A 17,301-nucleotide genomic window follows, 5' to 3' on the forward strand; every position below is an offset into this window, starting at 1 on the left:
CCCACTCAGGGCGCGCCGGGGCGCACTGACAACGGCTGACGGGCGAGGATGCGGTAGCCCTGCTTCTGCACGTAGCGCAGCTCATAGTCGCCGGCCGCGTCGGGCAGCGCAATCTCGAGCGGACTGCCCGCCGACACGCGCGTGCGCTCCATCGGGAAACGCCCGCGCGCATCGGCTTCGTCGACGGCGATGTAGTCACCGGAGTAGGCCGGCCCCTCCCACTGCACGGTCAGCGATCCGCCGGCCACGCCGCTCGCGGGCGCGTCCAGGCTTGCACTCACCGGATCGACGGTGATCGGCTGCCGCGCCACGATGCGGTGGTCCTGCTTCATGACATAGCGCAGCTCGTAGTCGCCCGGCTCCGGCGGCATGCGCAGCGCCACGGGACTGCCCTCGGAGGCCCTTTCGCTGTTGATCGGGAAGCGTCCGCCCTCGCCGGGTGCGTCCACGGTGATGGTGTCGCCGCCGTATGCGGGACCGCGCCACTCGACGTCGACCTCGGCACCGGCCGGCGCGCGTGCCGGGCCGCTCACGCTGGCGGTGACATCGGTCACCGCGATGGTCTGCCGCGCCAGCACCTTGTAGCCCTGCTTCTGCACGTAGCGCAGCTCGTAGGTGCCCGGCTCCGGCGGCATCTGCAGCGTCGCCGGGCTGCCCTCCGACACCCTTGCACCGTTGATCGGGAAGCGCCCGCCCTCGTCGGGGGCATCCACGGTGATGGTGTCGCCGTCGTACTCGGGACCGCTCCATGCCACCTCGATGGTGGCGCCGGCCGCGGCGGTCTCCGGACCGCGCACGCTGACCGGCACCTTCTCGATCTCGATGGTCTGGCGTGCGAGCACCTCGTAGCCCTGCTTCTGCACGTAGCGCAGCTCGTAGGTGCCGGGCTCGGGCGGCATGGCGAGCGCGACGGGGCTGCCTTCGGACACCCCGGCGCTGTTGATCGGGAAGCGCCCGCCTTCATCGGGCGCATCCACGGTGATGGTGTCGCCGTTGTACGCGGGACCGCGCCACTGCACGCTGACGGTCGAGCCAGCCGCGGCGGTCCCGGGGCCGGCCACGCTGGCCGGCACGGCGGTGACCGTGACCGGCTGGCGGGCCAGCACGCGATAGCCCTGCTTCTGCACGTAGCGGATCTCGTAGTCGCCGGGCTTCGGCGGCATGAGCAGCTGCACCGGGCTTCCCTCGGACGCCTTTTCGCTGTTGATCGGGAAGCGGCCACCCTCGTCCGGCGCGTCCACCGTGATGGTGTCGCCCGCATCGGCGGGCCCGGTCCAGCTCACCGCGACGCGGGCGCCCGCCGCTGCGCTTTCCGGGGCGGAAAGGGTGGCGTCAGGCAGCAGCGCGGGCAGAGCCACCCGGAACCGCTGCTCCGCCTCGCCGGTGACGCGGATATCGCGCTCGGCAGTGGCGCCATCCGCCGCACGGCGCACCGTGACCCGGTACGCACCCGGCAGGACGGTGGCATCGAGCGCCGCGGTCTCGCGGTTCTCGGCGGGCGTCTCGCCACTGCCGGTGTCGCGCAGATCCCACGCGAGCCCCTCCTCGATGACCGCGCCATCCTCGCCATTGGTGGCGACGATGCGCAACGCGACCGGCTCCGGGGGCGCGCTGACCGTCTTCAGCGCGCCGGCCAGCTCCTCGGCGCTAGCGGCGGTGACGAAGCGGCCGCCGCCGGCCTCGGCCATGCACTGCAGCTGACTCGGGTCGCTGTCGCCGAGGTCGAAGCCGACCACGTGCAGCCGGAAATCGACGCCGCTCTCCCGCGCCGCCTTGACCGCCTCGCAGGGATCGCCGCCGCAGGATTCCAGCCCGTCGGACACCAGCACCACGCTGGCCGCATCCTCGATCTGGCGGAGCTGCGCGATGGCCTGTTCCACCGCGGCGGTGATCGGCGTCTTGCCCTTGGGGTTGAGGCCCTGGATACGCGCAATCATGGCGTCGCGGTCGAGCGGCCCGAGCCCCACCAGCGATTCGATGTCGCTGCAGTCACCCTTGCGACGGTGGCCGTAGGCGATCAGTCCGGCCCGGGCGTCGGCGGGCAGATCCCCGACCAGTTCGGTCATGACGTCGCGCGCCACGACGATCTTGGGAGTGTCGTCCACCCGGCCCCACATGCTGCCCGAGGCGTCGAGGATGAACAGCAGATTCTGCCCGGCCGCCACGGTCGCCGGCACGACCGTCAGCAGCAGGAGCATCGGAGAGAGAATGCGTCGCATAGCCATTCCTTGCCGCAATGCGCAGCGCAGGAATGACTGCCACGCACGCACGGTTCGTTGAGCGTCGCGGGCAGCCTAGCCGCGCGCGCTCGCCGCGCGCGTACCGAACTAAGGGGACGCGATGCGCTTCTCGAGCCGATAGCCGTCCGCGCCATCCTCGTAGTAGCCGGTGAGCCGCTGCACGCGCGCATAGCCCTGACGCGCGTAGAGAGCCAGCGCCGGAAGGTTGTCGACCCGCACTTCCAGGCGCACGCGATCGCAGCCACGCGCGGCGGCGGCGCGCTCCGCGTCGACGATCAGCGTCTGCGCGAGACCGCGGCCGCGCGCCACCGGATCCACCGCCAGGCTGTAGATGCGCGCGGCACGCGCGCCGCGCCTGAAGAGCAGCACCAGCGCGCCCCGCACCGCACCGGCATCGTCGGCGATCACGCGCACGCGCGCCGACGGACTGCACAGCAGGCGCCGGATGGCCCGCGGCGACAGCCGGTCGCCGGGGAAGGCGGCCTCCAGCAGCAGCAGCGCGTCGGTATCGCGCGCCGCAGCGTCGCGTGGCGTGGCGGTGGTCACCGCGCGCCGGCGCGCCGCGCGTCCAGCTGCTGCCGGATGTGTCCGATCACGCGCGCATACAACGCAGGACCCAGCACCTGATCCTCGACGCCGGCGTCGAGATTGGGATTGTCGTTGACCTCGATGACCTTCACCCGATTGCCCGCCTGCTTGAGGTCGACGCCGTAGAGCCCGTCGCCGATGGCACGGGCCGCGGCCACCGCCGCGCGTACCACTGCGCGCGGCGCATCCGCGATGGCGACGGTCTCGTGCGCGCCCTCGTCGACGCCGCCGGCGCCGTCGCGCTTGACGATCTGCCAGTGCGCCTTGGCCATGAAGTAGCGGCAGGCGTAGAAGGCCTCGCCATCGATGACGCCGATGCGCCAGTCGTAGTCGGTGGGCTCGAAGCCCTGCGCCACGATCAGATCCGAGCGCTCCAGCATGGCCAGTGCCGCCCGCTTCAGCTCGGCCGCATCACCGACCTTGATGACCCCCATCGAGAAGGCCGAGTCCGGCTGCTTGAGCACACAGGGCAGCCCGAGTCGCGCCTCGACCTCGCCGATGTTGCGCGCGTGCACCAGCATGGTCTCCGGCGTGCGGATGCGGTGCCGCGCCATCAGCTCGGCCAGGAACACCTTGTTGGCGCAGCGCAGGATGGACTCGGGATGGTCGATGACCACGAGCCCCTCGCGCGCTGCCCGGCGGGCGAAGCGGTAGGTGTGGTGGTTGACCGCGGTGGTCTCGCGGATGAACAGCGCGTCGAACTCGGCAACGTGCCCGTAGTCGCTGCGGTCGATGATCTCGACCGCGAAGCCGGCTTCCTCGCCGGCGCGCTCGAAGTGGCGCAGCGCGCGGGCATTGGAAGGCGGCTGCGGCTCGTCCGGGTTCACCAGGATGGCCAGATCGAAGGGCTGCGCGCGCTTGCCGCGCCGCCGCGGTGCGCGGCGCCGGAAGTAGTCGGCGGCCACTTCGGCAAGAAAGTCGTGGTGGCCGGAGGGCAGTTCGCCCAGCGCCAGCGGCCGCACGGCCTCGACGCGCCACTCGCGCGCGCGCCGAACCAGACGCGCCTCCAGCAGCGGCGCCGGAAAGGCGTTGAACAGCGCGCGTGCCAGACGGGCATGGCGCTGCACCGGACAACGCCCGAAATAGGCGTGCAGGGTGTAGCGGTCGGACTCCAGGCGGTCGAGCGACGCCGGCAGCAGCGATTCGACCTCTTCGCTGAGCACGCGAGGACCGTCGCGCAGCTTGAGATCCTGGATGGTGGTGACATCGGGCAGCGGCCGCTGACCGCGCGCCGCTGCCAGCAGCGATACGTAGTAGCCCGAGCTCTGGTACGCGAACGAGCGGCACAGGTTGTAGATGCGTGTGCGCGGCGGCTCGCCGCCGGGATCGGCGGTGAGGTACTCCCAGGCCGTCATCACGCGCACGTCGGCGTGCGCCACCGGCCAGTCGGCGCGCCGGTCCACCACCACGATGCCGCTCATGCCGCAGCCCGGCCGCGCGCCGGCGGCTCGATCACGAGCAGATTGCAGTCGAAGGACACCACGCCCAGCAGCACCGCCGAAATCAGCCGCTCGATCTTCACCGGATAGACGCGTGCTTCGCCGTCGAAGGGATTGCCGGCCCAGGGATCGGCCACCCACACCTCCCGCGTGGCGCGATCGTAGCCGGAGAGGACGACGAAATGCCCACCGGGCTCGCCGTGCAGATCGTCGAATTCGTTGTCGGGGCGCTCGCGCGGGGTGCGATAGAGCCAGGTCGACGACAGGCCGGTGAGGATGGGCACCCCGCGGGTCAGATACCGGCGCAGCAGGGCGCCGGTGAGATCGGCCATGCGCAGCTCGCCGCCGGCGCGCAGCACGTCGATGTAACCCTGCGTGGCCACCGCCAGCTTGGGATGCGTGTCGCGCTTGATCGGTAGCTGCGCCTCGAGCCTGGCGATCAGCGCGTCGCGCGACAGCGCGAACCAGCTCGGATCGAAGACCGAGAGATTGTGCAGGTAGATGCGTGCGCGGTAGCCACGCCCCAGCGCGTGCTGCGCCAGGAAGGCGTCGAGCGTGCCGCCGTCGCGCAGTTCACGGGTCTCCTCGATGACGCGTTCCAGCCCGATGTCGTCGCCGTGGAAGCGGTAGACGGCGTGCAGGCAGGTCGGCCCGCAGGTGGTGTCGGTCGGCTGGGCCGGAATGGGCAGGTCGAGGCGCGTCTGCATCGCAGTGATGGTGGCTTCGGGACGCGCATTGTGCGGCTTGCAGCGGCACCGCGCATCGCCGAATATCGCCAGCCATGACGGAACGATGCGGGCTCCGACGAACGGCAGCTGCTGCGCTGCTGGCGGCACTGCTGAACCCGGCGGGAGCGCTTGCCGAGTGGCGCGCCGAACGCGTCACCGGCGAAGTGGCCGTTCGGCACGGCGACACCTCGACGACGGCACTGGCCGATGGTGCGCCGGTCGCGAGCGGGAGCATGCTGCGGCTGCACGAAGGCGGCGCGCTGACCCTGTGGCGCGACGGCGCCCGCCTGCGCACACGCGCACCGGCAGAGCTGCGCATCCACGCCGACGGCCCCGGCACCGTGCCGCGCCTGCAACTGCTCGACGGCGCGGTGCGCGCCGAGGTACCGAGCGGCCTGGATCTGCGCGTCAATGCCGGCGCGCTGCGCCTGCAGATGCGCGATGGCGAAGCCTGGTTCAGCACCGGCGCCACCCACGACCGGGTCTGCGCGCTGCGCGGCGCCGTGGCCGTGCAGGTGCCCGACAAGCAGCAGACGCTCTACCTGCGCGAGACCGGCGCCTGCCTGGCGCGCGGCCCGGACGGCGCTCTGCTGCACGAGCGCCCCGGCCGCAACGAGCTCAACGCCCGACTGGCGCGGGCCGACAGCGGCAGCCGCCCCCTGCCGGTGACCTACCGGCCGCCCCCGTTGCCGGCCAGCGATGCCGCCACCGGGCAAACGCAACCGGTTCCGGTGCCGGATGCCGGGCCGGCCGCCGGGCCTGCACAGCCCGCCAACGCCGAGAACGGCTGGTACATCGTGGTCGGCGCCTTCAGCGAACGCGTGCGCGCCGAAGCCCTGCTGCGCGACGACCCGGTCATCGGTTCGGCACGCGGCGCCGTGCTGCCGATCGCGGGCAGCGGGCTGGTGCGCGCAGCGGTCGGCCCCTTCGGGTCGCGCGCCGAAGCCGAGCGGCAGCGTGCCGCGCTCGCGGCGCGCCATCCCGGGGCCTGGTTGCTGGAACCCGGCTCTACCCCATAAAAGCGGGACGCGTGCGCGGCTGCGCTGTGATAAAAGCCGCGTGTCCTTTCCGTCCTGTCGAGGTAGCCGCCATGTTCCGCACCCTGATGCTCTCTTCCGCCATGCTCGCCGGCGCGCTCGCCGCGGCACCCGCGCTCGCCGGCGGATCCGCCACGATTGCCTCCGAGGGCAACTCGATGACCATGGAATACCGGGGCGACATGGTGCGCATGGGCGCACCCGGTGAAGCCGACGGCTACACGATCATCCGCGACGAGCGCATGTACACCGTCACCGGCGGCACCGTCATCGACGCCACCAGCATGATGAAGGCCTTCGCCTCGGCCGCGACCCCGCAGCCCAGCGAGACCGTCGCCCGCTTCCACGGCCTCGAGTCCACCGGGCGCTCCGAGACCGTCGCCGGCATCAGCGGCGAGGTCTACATGCTCGATTTCACCGACAGCGACGGCCGTCGCCAGCAGAAGGAGGTCGTGCTGTCGAGCGACGCCCGCGTGCGCGATCTGCAGAGTGCCTTCATGAACATGACGCGCACCATGGCCAAGGCCACGGACATCGACATGCAGGGCGCCGACGACTACGCCGATGCGCTCGGCAACCGCGGCGTGCTGCGCATGGGCAACGAGATGCGCGTCACCGAGATCAGCGGCTCCGCCCCGAGTGCCGCGCGCTTCGAGCTGCCCTCGGAGCCGCAGCGCATGGACGGTGACGGCGGGCTGGGCGCGGCCATCAGCGGCTTCTTCGGCGACAAGGCCGACCGCCAGGCGGACCGCGCCAGCGACCGCACCGAGCAGGAGGTCGATCAGCAGACCGACAAGGCCGTGGACAACGCGCTCGACAAGGCCTTCGACAAGCTGTTCGGCAACTGATCCGTCAGTCCGGGTCCGACGCGGTGGCCCGCCGCGTCGCGATCCAGCCGATGCGGTGACGCGCCGGCTGGTAGACCTCCTGCCAGCCGTCGCGGGCGTGCATCAGGATCAGCATGGTGTCGGCGCCGAGCTGGTCGACGACGTCACCATCCGGGCCGTCGCGCAGCGCCACCGGCGCCGGCACGCGATAGCGCGGCAGGTGCGCACCCACCGCAGCGGCCATGTCCGGCGCCGCACGCACGACCTCGGTGTCCAGCGCCACCAGGGCGCGCAGCGCCCCGGCCAGCGCCTGCGCATCCTCGATGCCCGCCAGCGCCGCTTCCGCCGGTCCCGCCGCCTCGTGCGTGGGATCGAGGCCGCCGCGTGCCTCGGCGGGCGCCTCGGCCTTGTCGGCACTGCGTCCGAAGGGAATGAAGATGGTGCCGCGCTCGGGCGGACGCAGCGGCTCCGCGACGGCCGTCAGGGGCGTCAGCAGAGCCAGGCAGAGAACGGGAATCGTGCGCACGGTCGGTCCGGAACGGGCTGATCCGGCACCATCGCAGAGCGCCGCCGCGCCGGCAAGCGCTGCCGATCAGGCGCGCTGGGCGCGCTTGCGCTCGTGCTCCTTCAGCCAGCGCTTGCGGATGCGGATCGCCTTGGGCGTGATCTCGACCAGCTCGTCGTCGTTGATGAACTCGAGCGCCTGCTCCAGGCTCATGCGCACCGGCGGCACCAGCAGCACGTTCTCGTCCGAGCCCGACGCGCGCACATTGGTGAGCTTCTTGCCCTTGAGGACGTTGACCACCAGATCGTTGTCGCGCGAGTGGATGCCCACCACCTGTCCCTCGTAGACCATGTCGCCGGGGTCCAGCATCATGCGGCCGCGGTCCTGCAGGTTGAAGATGGCGTAGGACAGCGCCTTGCCCTGCTCGTTGGCGATGAGCACGCCGTTGTGGCGGTTGCCCACGCCGATCGCGGCACGCGGCGCGAAGCGATCGAAGTTGTGCGCGAGCAGGCCGGTGCCGGAGGTCAGCGACAGGAACTCGGTCTGGAAGCCGATCAGCCCGCGCGAGGGAATGTCGTACTCGAGCCGCACGCGACCGGTCTCGTCGCTGTGCATGTTGGTCATCTGCCCGCCGCGCTCGTTGAGGTTCTGGATGACCGCACCCTGGTACTGGTCGTCGACATCGGCCGTCAGCGTTTCCCACGGCTCGTGGACTTCGCCGTCGATCTCGCGGGTGATGACCTGCGGCCGTGATACCGACAGCTCGTAGCCCTCGCGGCGCATGTTCTCGAGCAGCACCGACAGGTGCAGGAGGCCGCGGCCGGATACCTGGAACTGGTCGCCGGAGGTCATCGGCTCGACGCGCAGCGCGACGTTGGTCTTGAGCTCGCGGGTCAGGCGGTCGCCGATCTGGCGGCTGGTGACGAACTTGCCCTCGGTCCCCGCGAAGGGCGACTTGTTGACCTCGAAGGTCATGCTCATGGTGGGCTCGTCCACCTGCAGCAGCGGCAGCGCCTCGGGGGCGGCCGGATCGCACAGGGTCTCCGAGATGCCCAGCTCCTCGACGCCGGTCACCGCGACGATGTCACCGGCCTGGGCGCTGTCCACCTCGCGCCGCTCCAGTCCGAGGAAGCCCAGCACCTGCAGCACGCGCGCCGTGCGCCGACCGCCGTCGCGGGCAATGACGGTGATCGGGGTGTTGGTGGCAACGCGCCCGCGCTTGATGCGCCCGGTGCCGATGACACCGACATAGGACGACCAGTCGAGCGAGATGACCTGCATCTGGAACGGGCCGTCGGGGTCGACCTCGGGGGCGGCGACGCGGTCGACGATGGTCTGGAACAGCGGCGCCATGTCGCCGTCGCGCACATCCTCGTCCAGCCCGGCGTAGCCCTGCAGCGCGGAGGCGTAGATGACCGGAAAGTCGAGCTGCTCGTCGCTGGCACCGAGCGAGTCGAAGAGGTCGAAGACCTGGTTGATGACCCACTGCGGGCGCGCGCCCGGCCGGTCGATCTTGTTGATCACCACGATCGGCTTCAGGCCCAGCGCGAAGGCCTTGGCGGTGACGAAGCGGGTCTGCGGCATGGGACCGTCGACCGCATCCACCAGCAGCAGCACCGAATCGACCATCGAGAGCACGCGCTCGACCTCGCCGCCGAAGTCGGCGTGACCGGGCGTATCGACGATGTTGATGCGGAATTCGGTGCCGTCGCGTGGATCGCGCCAGTTGATCGCCGTGTTCTTGGAGAGGATGGTGATGCCGCGCTCGCGCTCCAGCGCGTTCGAGTCCATGATGCGCTCGCCGTACTCGGTGCGCGCCTCCAGCGTGTCGGACTGACGCAGCAGCTTGTCGACGAGGGTGGTCTTGCCGTGGTCGACGTGGGCGATGATGGCGATGTTGCGGAGCGAGGCGGTCATGGTGCGGGTGGTGCGATGCACAAAAGGCGGCGCATGTTACGCCCAAGCGCCGCGCCGCGCGAGCGGTTCCGCGCCGCGCCCCGCCACGCGGCGGCTATTCGGCGCCGTCCCCGCCCGCTTCGGCGTCTTCCGCGCGCATCGCGGCGCGCGCGACGGCATCCTCGCGCAGCCGGTCGTTGTCCTGCAGGTTGGACTGCGCCATGCGCGTGACCGGGTGCTCGGGGCCGAGCGCCTCGAGCAGCACGCTCTCGGCCTGCGCGAGCACCTTCTCGGCGCCGTCGAAATCCTGCTGCGCCTGCATGGCGGTGCCGAGGTTGTTGAGGGCGATGCCGACATTGGCGTGCTCCCCGCCGAGGGCGGCGCGATAGGCCTCCATCGAGCGCCGGTACCAGTCGACCGCCGTGTCGAGGTCGCCCTTGGCCTCGTGCGCCTCGGCGATGTCGCCGTAGAGCGCCGCCATGTCCTCGCCGGAGCCCTCGCCCGCCTGCTTCAGCAGGCCCGCGGCGCGCTCCATGCGCGTCAGCGCCAGCTCGCCGTTGCCGCGCTGCGCCTCCATCAGGCCGTAGTCGGCCAGCGTGCGCGCCAGCGCCCGCGGCTCGGCATCCGCGCGCGGCTCCTGCAGCTTGAGCGCGCGCTCGTAGAACTGGGTGGCGTCGTCGTACTCCCCGCGCATGTGGAAGAGCCATGCGGTATTGGCGACCGCACGCGCGAACACCGGGCTGCCCTCGTCGTAGTCGGCGGCATCCTGCAGCGCCGACAGGCAGACCGGGTTGGCTTCGTCGAACTGGGCCTGCGACGTGAGCCGGCGGCACTCGGCGTTGGCCGAGACCAGCGCCTCGGGCGCGGCATCCCGCGCGGGAACGGGCGGGGTCGCGTCCTCGTCGCTGCTGCCGCCGCAGGCGACGATCACGACCGAGGCCGCCAGCACGAATCCGGTTGCGCGCATGAGGAGATCCTTGCGTTGGGGAGTCCGCACCTTGGCGCGTCGCTGTGCAGGGCGCAACCCGCGTTCAGGTCCGCAGTCGTAGACTGCGCGCCATGATGCTGCGCCTGCGCCAGCACTTCCGCTACCTGCGCGCGGCCGGGCACGCCTGGCTGCAGGGGCACCCGCGCACGCGGCTCGCGCTGGAAGCCACCGGCTGCCTGCGCAAGGGCCCGGAGGCGGTTGCGCGCGGCATCTTCATCGGCCTCTTCGTCGGACTGACGCCGACCGTCGGCGGACAGACCCTGCTGATGATCCTGGGCTGCGTCCTGCTGCGCGGCAACTTCCCGTCCGCCTTCGCGGTGTCGTGGGTGAGCAACCCGCTGACGATGGCACCGCTCTACTGGGGATTCCACGGCCTGGGCGAAGCCATGTTCGCCAGCCTGCCCTTCTTCAACAGCGATGCCTGGTATCTGCGCGGCATCGGTCAGGAGATCCTCTTCGCCGGCGCGGGCAGCCTGCTGATCGCGCTGCCGGTCGCGCTGGCCGGCTACGCCACCTCGCTGCGCATCTCGGCGCTGATCCGGGCCCGGCGCGCGCGCCCGCGCACCGGCTAGCGCGCGGCGCGCAGCTCGGCGAGCAGGGCCGGCCCGTCCCAGTCGCGCCGCCCGCCCGCCTCCGCCTCGCGGATCAGCGCGATCAGGCGCGCATTGACCGGCGCCGTGCGCCCGAGGCGCTCGGCCAGGCGCACGACCTCGCCGTTGATCCAGTCGATCTCGGTGCGGCGGCCGCGCTCCAGGTCCTCCCACATCGACGAGCGCGCCAGCGGGTCGATGGCCAGCATGCGGTTGCCGAGCACGCGGAACACCGCGTCCGGCACGCTCAGCGCGGCCGGCAGCCAGCGCGCGGGCAGCGCCGTGAGCTTCGCGGGCGCGATGGCGGCGGCGTCGAGCAGCGCGAGCGTCTCGCGCTGCGCGGTCGCCACGCAGCGCCGGTAGGCGCGCTGCGACAGCTCGGCCTTCAGCGGCTGCCCGGACAGCGCGTTGACGGCGTTGTTGAGATTGAGCAGCAGCTTGCCCCACAGCACGGCCGGCATGTCGGCATGCTGCTGCAGGGGCAGGCCGGCGGCCGCGAAGACCTCGACGAAGGGTGCTAGCGCGGCGCTCTCCGCCACCTCGAGCTCGCCATCCGAGCCGTGGTGGAAGTGACCGTCACCGCCGTCGACGACATTGAACGGCACCATGCCGGCGAGCACCGTGCAGTGCGGCAGCCGCTCGGCGAGCAGCTCGGCGTTGCGCAACCCGTTCTGGAAGCTGATCACGATGGTGCCGGTGCGCAGCACCGGCGCGAGCGCATCGGCCATCTCGCCGGTCGCCGCGGACTTCACCGTGACCAGGACCAGATCGGCGCTCGCCGCAGCATCGGGCGCGGTGGCGAAGGGCACCGCCTCCGGCGTCAGGCGGGCATCGAAGCCGTGCAGGTCGGAGAGCCGAAGCCCGTTCCGGGCGATGACGGCGCCGATGCGCTCGCGGCCGATCAGCGTCACCCCCGCCCCGGCGTGTGCCAGCCGGCCGCCGATGTAGCAGCCGACGCTGCCGGCGCCGGCCACCGCGATGGTCGGTGACGGCATCACTCGCCCGCACCCGGCCGCGCGCGCAGGGCCTTGCGCCGGCCGCGCTGGCGCTTGTCGTCCAGCCGCCGGCGCTTCGACGCCGCCGGCGGCCGGGTCGCGTGGCGCTTGCGCGGCGCACGCGCGCCGCGGGCGAGCAGCGCGCGCAGCTCGCCGAAGGCCTGCCGCCGGTTGAGAAGCTGGCTGCGGTGCGCCTGCGCCTTGATCACCACCATACCGTCCGCACCGACGCGGTGATCGGCCAGCGCCAGCAGCCGGTTGCGCCATGGCGCCGGCAGTCCGGCCGCGCCCAGATCCAGGCGCACGTGCACCGCGGTGGCAGTCTTGTTGACGTGCTGACCGCCGGCGCCCTGCGCGCGCACGGCGTGCCAGCGCGCCTGCGACAGCGCCTCGGTGATAATCGCTTCTTCGCTATCGTTGACGCCCATCGCGGGCTCCCGGCACCGAACGCATGAAGATTATCCGGCCAGACGAAGAGGCGCATGTGCAGACGGTTGCGCCTGGGGGCGGCACGCGCCTGGCATGCGCCCTGCTCGCCGCCTGCCTCGCCGCACCGGGCGCGGCGGCACCCTACGTACCGGAGTCGGACGACGCCGTGCTGCTGGAGGTGGCGCCCTCGGACGACGCCGCCATCGCGCGCCTGCGCCAGCTCCGCGAGGCCACGCGGCACGCGCCCGACAACGTGCGGCTGGTATCCCAGTTCGCGCGCGCCGCGATCGAGCACGCGCGCGCCACCGCCGACCCGCGCTGGCTGGGCTATGCCGAGAGCGCGCTGGGCGCGTGGAACGGGCGCGACACGGTTCCCGCGGAGATCCGCATGCTGCGCGCCACCATCGCGCAGAACCGGCATCGCTTCGACAGCGCGCTCGCCGAGCTCGACGCGGTCATCGCCACCGATCCGGACCACCTGCAGGCACGCGTGACGCGCGCCGTCATCCACACCGTCAAGGCGCGCTACGACGCCGCCATCGCCGACTGCGAAGCGGCCGCCGACGACAACGCCCTGCTGCTGGCGACCTGCACCGGCGCGGCACGCAGCCTCCGCGGCGACGCCGAGGCCGCGCTCGCCGCCCTCGATCGACGGCTCGCCGATGGCGCCGGCGACCCGGGGCTGCGCCTGTGGGCACTGAGCGTCGCCGCCGAGATCGCCGCCCGGCTCGGTCACGAGGACGCCGGAGCGCGCTACCGCCGCGCTCTGGCGGCGCCCGGCGCCGAAACCGACCAGCCGCTGCGCGTGGCCTTCGCCGACTTCCTGCTCGACGCCGGGCGGCCACAGGAGGCGATGCGCGTGCTGGCCCCCTTCGCGCAGGCCGAGGACGCCCGCCTGCGCCTGCTCCGCGCGCGCAAGCAGCTGATGGCGGCGGGCGAGCGCGACGACCGCGATGCATGGGCCCGCGAGCGCCGCGCGCTGGAGGCGCGCTTCGATGCCGTGCGCGCCCGCGGCGGTGAGGATCACTACCGCGAGCGCGCCTACGCAGCACTGTTCCTCGACGAGGCACCCGGCCGCGCGGTCTGGCTGGCGGCGCAGAACTGGCGCGAGCTGAAGGAGCCGCTCGACGCGCGCCTGCTGCTCGCCAGCGCCGGCGCGGCCGGGGACGCGGCCGCCGCGGCGCCGGTGCTCGACTGGATGCAGCGCTTCGACGTGCAGGACGTGCGCCTGCGTGCGCTCGCCGCCGCGCTGAAGGACCCGTCATGATGGCCGCACGCACGGTATCGGGCCTGCTCCTGTGCGTGGCGCTGCTAGCAGCGTCGTGGACCGCGGCCGCGCACGCGCCCAGCGACAGCTTCCTGCGCCTCGACGCCGATGACGCCACCGTCACCGGCCGTTGGGACATCGCGCTGCGCGACCTGCACGAACTGCTCACGCTGGACGCCGACGGCAACGGCGCCATCACCTGGGGCGAGGTGCGCAGCAGCCGCGACCGCATTGCCGCCACCGCGCTCGGCGCGCTGCGCGTCACCAGCGGTGCCGGCGACTGCCCGCTGGAGAGCGGCGCGCTGCGCATCGTCGAGCACAGCGACGGCCCCTACGCAGCGCTGGCACTGCGCGCCGAGTGCGACGAAGCACCGGAGACGCTGACGCTCGACTACGACCTGCTGTTCGATCTCGACGCCGCGCATCGCGGGCTGCTGCGCCTGGACTTCGGCGGCGCCCGCAGCGCCGTGTTCAGCCCCTCGGAGCCGTCCGTCAGCTACGAGCGCGACCGGGTGGCGCCGGGCGCGATGTTCCTGCGCTATCTGCGTCAGGGTGCCTGGCACATCTGGGCCGGGCTGGATCATCTGCTGTTCCTGCTCTGTCTCCTGCTGCCCGCAGTGCTGCAGCGTCACGGCGACGGCTGGCGCGCGGCACCGGACGGGCGCACCGCCTTCGTCGACGTGCTGCGGGTGGTCACCGCCTTCACACTGGCGCACGCGCTGTCGCTGTCGGCGGCCGCGCTGGACTGGCTGCAGCTGCCGTCGCGCTGGGTCGAGGCCGGCGTCGCGGCCACCATCGTGTTCGCCGCCGCCAACAATCTGGTGCCGATGGTGCAGCGGCGGCTGTGGATGCTGGCCTTCGGCTTCGGGCTCGTGCACGGCGCCGGCTATGCCGGCGTGCTGGCCGGGCTCGGCCTGCCGACCGGAACACTGGCACTGGCCTTGCTTGGGTTCAACGTCGGCGTGGAGGGCGGCCAGATCCTGATCGCGGCGCTGTTCATGCCGCTGGCGTGGCTGGCGCGCTACACGCAATGGTATCGCCACGGCGTGGTGGTGCCGGGCTCGGTGCTGGCCGTGCTGGTCGGCCTGTGGTGGTTGCTGCAGCGACTGTTCAACGTCCGCCTGGAGGGCTTGTGGTGAAGCGCGTGATGAAGGCCGCAACGACCGCCCTGTCGCTGCTGGTGGCAGCGCCATCGGCGTTCGCGCACGGTGCCGGCTACGAGGCCGTCGACAACGCCCCCGTCGAGGTGCTGCGCTTCGCCTACACCGCCGGCCAGGCCATGGACGGCGCCGCCGTGCGGGTACTGGAGCCGGGGACCGAGCGCCTCTACCAGGTGGGGCGCACCGACCGCGACGGGCGCTTCGCCTTCGTGCCCGACCAGCCGGGCGAATGGATCGTCGAGGCCGATGACGGCCAGGGGCACAAGCTGCGCGCCACGGTGGGGGTCGGCGTCGCGACGGCGACCGATCAGCCGGACACCGTTTCGGTGCCGCCGGGGCTGCTGCTGGGGGCATTGATCGCCAGCCTGCTGCTCAATGCCGGCCTGCTCTCCGCGCTTCTCGCGCGCAAAAAAAGAGCTCCGCGCTCGCGCGCGGAGCCATAAAGACCGCTACCGACTGCAGACCTAGCCGGTAACGGTATCGAGATCGATGGGGGTCCGGTCGATCTCGAATTCGAGGTCGTTGATGTCGACGGGCGCGCTGGTCTCGTCGGTGTTGTTGTTGAACTGATCGATTACGAGCCCGCGCAGCTGAACCGGTGCTGGATCGGGATCCGGATCGGGCTCCGGGGCCGGGGCGACGCCGCGCGGACCGGTGCCGTCGCAGGCCGCCAGCAGGAACAGCAGCGCGCCGAGCGGAAGGAAGGAACGAATCATGGGCACGGCTGCGTCCTCCTACCGGCGCGATGCGGTCTGTGGCGCCCCGGGGGTCGGGTGCGCGAGGTACGGGAAGCCGCCCAGGAAGTCGTCGATGGACTCGGTGACCTGGTCGGTGAGCGGCGCCGTGCCGACCGGCGCGTCCGACGGCCCGCAGTCGCGGGCGGCGATCAGCGGCGCGAAGGCCGGGGAGGTCTCCTCGGTCACCGTGCACAGCACGCCCATCGCCGCACGCAGCGCGACGTCGGTGACGTCGTCGACCGGCCGGCGGCCATTCGGGAAGCCTGCGAGGTCGAGCGCGAGCACGCCGAGCGGACTCTGCTCACCGGGCGGCGTCGGCGCGATGGCGGTGTTGAGGCGCAGCATCTCCGACGCCGCCACACCCTCGGGCCGGTTGAGGCCGGGGATGCCGGTGAGGAAGGCAAGCACCAGGTCCTGACGCGGGATGTTGCTCGGCGCGATGCTGGCGTCGGCGCCGACGGCGTCACGGAACAGGATATCGATCAGCGCCGGCAGCGTCGGATTGGTCACGAAGGTCGCGAACTGGGCATCGTCCCTCGGGTGGCTGGCGTTGAAGCGGTCCTTGTGGTCGATGCCGATGACCACTTCGTTGACCAGCGGGCTGCCGAGGCGCGACACCTGTGACCACGCGCCGCCCTCCAGCGCCGGACCGACGGTGTCGGGCAGGTCGGTGTTGGGCCCTTCGGGCGCCGGGTTGAGCATGCGCATCTGGCGCTTGCTGGCGGTCGTCCATCCACCGATGACGCTCTCCTCGCCGTCGGTCAGACAGCTCACCGGCACCTCCAGCGCCAGCGAGGTCACGTTCTTGTCCGCGACGATGCTGTTCTTGGCGTCGCGTTCACCCAGCGGATCGAGGTTGATCAGATCGAAGACCTCGCCGAGATTGATGGCGAAGCCTTCGGCACGCTGTCCGACGAAGACGCGGCCGTTGCCGCAGCCCGGAATGCCCACGTCATAGACGTGGTTGCCGGCGTACGCCGGATAGTCGGCGATGGTCTTGCTGCCGATGTTGTCCACCGGCTTGCGCAGGGTGGTCTCGCCGGCCAGCGGTCCGGACATGACGGTGAGCGGTTCACCACTGCCCGAGCGGCGCGCGCCGCGCACCAGGTCGACGGTGTAGGACTCCACACGGTTCTGGCTGGCGTCGTCCTCGATGCCGGGTCCGATCGGACCGGCCTGGATCAACGGAATGCCCACCGATGCCTGCGCGTCGCCGGCACCGATGTCGAGCGCCACGCCGCGGAAGGTCTGCTCGAAGCGGAACTGGAAGGTGAGATCCTCGACCGCATCGCCGTCGTTGTCGATGTGGATCTCGTAGAGCGCTTCCGGATCCAGCGCGAAGTAGTTGGGGCCGCCGTAGGCGTCCTGCAGCGGGTTGTAGTTGGCGATGAGCGTGACAAAGCCCTCGCGACCGCTCTCGTAGCTGCGGAACATGTAGAAGTCGGTTCCGTCGACGCGCGGCATGCCCGCGATGAAGGGGGCCTCGCGATGGCTGGACGCGCTCGCGTGCTGACTCGTTGCCGCCAGCGCCGTCGCGACGCCGAACAGCAGGACTCTCGTGAACATGATCTCTCCCGGTGGACGCGTGTCTTTACGGTCCTTACGCGCCCTGCCCGGGTTCGGATGCAGCGGACCGGACATCGATGCGGGACCGCCGACCCGGAGCGGTTTGCGCGCGGGGTTGCGCACTCAGTGCCCAGTTGGCGTATATTGCGCAGCGCAGTTGCTTCAAGAAGAGTGTTATCAGCGTGAAGCGTCCGCATCATCGATCGAAAGGGTCGAGAACCGGTCGCCGTGACATTGATGCGTTCCTTGATGGATTGCACACCGGGGCCGCCGGCCCCTTACTTCACCCTTCCCATTGAGGAATGCTTC

17 protein-coding genes are annotated in these 17,301 nt (G+C 71.5%); 6 read left to right on the forward strand and 11 right to left on the reverse strand.

Annotation, left to right across the window (positions count from 1 at the left end; all coding sequences use genetic code 11):
• Window positions 1–5: 5 nt before the first annotated feature.
• The 4 genes from KAH28_RS05670 to KAH28_RS05685 form a co-directional block, all read right to left on the reverse strand.
• On the reverse strand, window positions 6–2,219 hold the full coding sequence (locus KAH28_RS05670; protein WP_290575005.1) for a vWA domain-containing protein: 2,214 nt from the start codon (window positions 2,217–2,219) through the stop codon (window positions 6–8).
• 108 nt (window positions 2,220–2,327) lie between these two features.
• Window positions 2,328–2,786: an N-acetyltransferase gene (locus KAH28_RS05675; protein ID WP_290575006.1), complete on the reverse strand. Its 459-nt coding sequence runs from the start codon at window positions 2,784–2,786 to the stop codon at window positions 2,328–2,330.
• Window positions 2,783–4,249: a RimK family protein gene (locus tag KAH28_RS05680; protein ID WP_290575007.1), complete on the reverse strand. Its 1,467-nt coding sequence runs from the start codon at window positions 4,247–4,249 to the stop codon at window positions 2,783–2,785. Before KAH28_RS05680 ends, KAH28_RS05675 begins: the two co-directional genes overlap by 4 nt.
• Window positions 4,246–4,974: a C39 family peptidase gene (locus tag KAH28_RS05685; protein ID WP_290575008.1), complete on the reverse strand. Its 729-nt coding sequence runs from the start codon at window positions 4,972–4,974 to the stop codon at window positions 4,246–4,248. The genes KAH28_RS05680 and KAH28_RS05685 overlap by 4 nt, the downstream gene beginning before the upstream one ends.
• 74 nt (window positions 4,975–5,048) lie before the next feature.
• On the opposite strand from KAH28_RS05685, the gene KAH28_RS05690 reads away from it, so the two are divergent.
• Together KAH28_RS05690 and KAH28_RS05695 are read left to right on the forward strand one after the other, a co-directional pair.
• Window positions 5,049–6,014: an SPOR domain-containing protein gene (locus tag KAH28_RS05690; protein WP_290575009.1), complete on the forward strand. Its 966-nt coding sequence runs from the start codon at window positions 5,049–5,051 to the stop codon at window positions 6,012–6,014.
• A gap of 71 nt (window positions 6,015–6,085) precedes the next feature.
• Window positions 6,086–6,880 (forward strand): hypothetical protein, encoded by a 795-nt coding sequence (locus KAH28_RS05695; protein ID WP_290575010.1) that lies wholly within the window; start codon window positions 6,086–6,088, stop codon window positions 6,878–6,880.
• A gap of 4 nt (window positions 6,881–6,884) precedes the next feature.
• Here the strand turns inward: KAH28_RS05695 and KAH28_RS05700 are convergent, their stop codons facing one another.
• From KAH28_RS05700 to KAH28_RS05710, 3 genes are all read right to left on the reverse strand, one after another.
• The gene (locus tag KAH28_RS05700) at window positions 6,885–7,385 is read right to left on the reverse strand and encodes a hypothetical protein (RefSeq protein ID WP_290575011.1); all 501 of its coding nucleotides are present in this window, start codon (window positions 7,383–7,385) and stop codon (window positions 6,885–6,887) included.
• A gap of 66 nt (window positions 7,386–7,451) precedes the next feature.
• Window positions 7,452–9,281, reverse strand: coding sequence for a translational GTPase TypA (gene typA, locus KAH28_RS05705; RefSeq protein WP_290575012.1), 1,830 nt, complete (start codon window positions 9,279–9,281; stop codon window positions 7,452–7,454).
• A gap of 94 nt (window positions 9,282–9,375) precedes the next feature.
• Window positions 9,376–10,227, reverse strand: a complete 852-nt coding sequence (locus KAH28_RS05710; protein ID WP_290575013.1) for a tetratricopeptide repeat protein — start codon at window positions 10,225–10,227, stop codon at window positions 9,376–9,378.
• 92 nt (window positions 10,228–10,319) lie between these two features.
• On the opposite strand from KAH28_RS05710, the gene KAH28_RS05715 reads away from it, so the two are divergent.
• Entirely contained in the window at window positions 10,320–10,820 is a 501-nt protein-coding gene (locus tag KAH28_RS05715; RefSeq protein ID WP_290575014.1) for a DUF2062 domain-containing protein, read from the forward strand.
• Here KAH28_RS05715 and KAH28_RS05720 read toward each other — a convergent pair.
• Together KAH28_RS05720 and arfB are read right to left on the reverse strand one after the other, a co-directional pair.
• Window positions 10,817–11,833 (reverse strand): 2-dehydropantoate 2-reductase, encoded by a 1,017-nt coding sequence (locus KAH28_RS05720; protein ID WP_290575151.1) that lies wholly within the window; start codon window positions 11,831–11,833, stop codon window positions 10,817–10,819. The two genes, KAH28_RS05715 and KAH28_RS05720, sit on opposite strands and share 4 nt — an antisense overlap.
• Window positions 11,833–12,261 carry an alternative ribosome rescue aminoacyl-tRNA hydrolase ArfB gene (gene arfB, locus KAH28_RS05725; protein ID WP_290575015.1) on the reverse strand — a complete coding sequence of 143 codons (429 nt, stop codon included), beginning with the start codon at window positions 12,259–12,261 and terminating at the stop codon, window positions 11,833–11,835. The genes KAH28_RS05720 and arfB overlap by 1 nt, the downstream gene beginning before the upstream one ends.
• 56 nt (window positions 12,262–12,317) lie before the next feature.
• Between arfB and KAH28_RS05730 the strand changes: the two genes are divergently transcribed.
• Genes KAH28_RS05730 through KAH28_RS05740 form a run of 3 tightly spaced genes read left to right on the forward strand, consistent with a single transcriptional unit; the run spans window position 12,318 to window position 15,132 of the window.
• The gene (locus KAH28_RS05730; RefSeq protein WP_290575016.1) at window positions 12,318–13,529 is read left to right on the forward strand and encodes a hypothetical protein; all 1,212 of its coding nucleotides are present in this window, start codon (window positions 12,318–12,320) and stop codon (window positions 13,527–13,529) included.
• Window positions 13,526–14,668, forward strand: coding sequence for a HupE/UreJ family protein (locus tag KAH28_RS05735; RefSeq protein ID WP_290575017.1), 1,143 nt, complete (start codon window positions 13,526–13,528; stop codon window positions 14,666–14,668). The genes KAH28_RS05730 and KAH28_RS05735 overlap by 4 nt, the downstream gene beginning before the upstream one ends.
• Before the next feature lie 8 nt (window positions 14,669–14,676).
• Window positions 14,677–15,132, forward strand: a complete 456-nt coding sequence (locus KAH28_RS05740; RefSeq protein ID WP_290575018.1) for a hypothetical protein — start codon at window positions 14,677–14,679, stop codon at window positions 15,130–15,132.
• A gap of 21 nt (window positions 15,133–15,153) precedes the next feature.
• Here the strand turns inward: KAH28_RS05740 and KAH28_RS05745 are convergent, their stop codons facing one another.
• Both KAH28_RS05745 and KAH28_RS05750 read right to left on the reverse strand, forming a co-directional pair.
• Entirely contained in the window at window positions 15,154–15,405 is a 252-nt protein-coding gene (locus KAH28_RS05745; RefSeq protein WP_290575019.1) for a hypothetical protein, read from the reverse strand.
• A gap of 18 nt (window positions 15,406–15,423) precedes the next feature.
• The gene (locus tag KAH28_RS05750; protein ID WP_290575020.1) at window positions 15,424–16,992 is read right to left on the reverse strand and encodes a DUF4331 domain-containing protein; all 1,569 of its coding nucleotides are present in this window, start codon (window positions 16,990–16,992) and stop codon (window positions 15,424–15,426) included.
• Window positions 16,993–17,301: the final 309 nt, after the last annotated feature.

Source organism: Algiphilus sp., from assembly GCF_023145115.1.
In the GTDB taxonomy this organism is placed as follows: Bacteria; Pseudomonadota; Gammaproteobacteria; order Nevskiales; family Nevskiaceae; genus Algiphilus.

Bases quoted from the DNA above. Each gene is read 5' to 3' on its own strand.
- KAH28_RS05710 (WP_290575013.1), bottom strand. From the start codon at position 10,227: ATGCGCGCAACCGGATTCGTGCTGGCGGCCTCGGTCGTGATCGTCGCC.
- KAH28_RS05735 (WP_290575017.1), top strand. From the start codon at position 13,526: ATGATGGCCGCACGCACGGTATCGGGCCTGCTCCTGTGCGTGGCGCTG.
- arfB (WP_290575015.1), bottom strand. From the start codon at position 12,261: ATGGGCGTCAACGATAGCGAAGAAGCGATTATCACCGAGGCGCTGTCG.
- KAH28_RS05670 (WP_290575005.1), bottom strand. From the start codon at position 2,219: ATGCGACGCATTCTCTCTCCGATGCTCCTGCTGCTGACGGTCGTGCCG.
- KAH28_RS05715 (WP_290575014.1), top strand. From the start codon at position 10,320: ATGATGCTGCGCCTGCGCCAGCACTTCCGCTACCTGCGCGCGGCCGGG.
- KAH28_RS05690 (WP_290575009.1), top strand. From the start codon at position 5,049: ATGACGGAACGATGCGGGCTCCGACGAACGGCAGCTGCTGCGCTGCTG.
- KAH28_RS05720 (WP_290575151.1), bottom strand. From the start codon at position 11,833: ATGCCGTCACCGACCATCGCGGTGGCCGGCGCCGGCAGCGTCGGCTGC.
- KAH28_RS05685 (WP_290575008.1), bottom strand. From the start codon at position 4,974: ATGCAGACGCGCCTCGACCTGCCCATTCCGGCCCAGCCGACCGACACC.
- KAH28_RS05750 (WP_290575020.1), bottom strand. From the start codon at position 16,992: ATGTTCACGAGAGTCCTGCTGTTCGGCGTCGCGACGGCGCTGGCGGCA.
- KAH28_RS05740 (WP_290575018.1), top strand. From the start codon at position 14,677: ATGAAGGCCGCAACGACCGCCCTGTCGCTGCTGGTGGCAGCGCCATCG.
- KAH28_RS05745 (WP_290575019.1), bottom strand. From the start codon at position 15,405: ATGATTCGTTCCTTCCTTCCGCTCGGCGCGCTGCTGTTCCTGCTGGCG.
- typA (WP_290575012.1), bottom strand. From the start codon at position 9,281: ATGACCGCCTCGCTCCGCAACATCGCCATCATCGCCCACGTCGACCAC.
- KAH28_RS05680 (WP_290575007.1), bottom strand. From the start codon at position 4,249: ATGAGCGGCATCGTGGTGGTGGACCGGCGCGCCGACTGGCCGGTGGCG.
- KAH28_RS05695 (WP_290575010.1), top strand. From the start codon at position 6,086: ATGTTCCGCACCCTGATGCTCTCTTCCGCCATGCTCGCCGGCGCGCTC.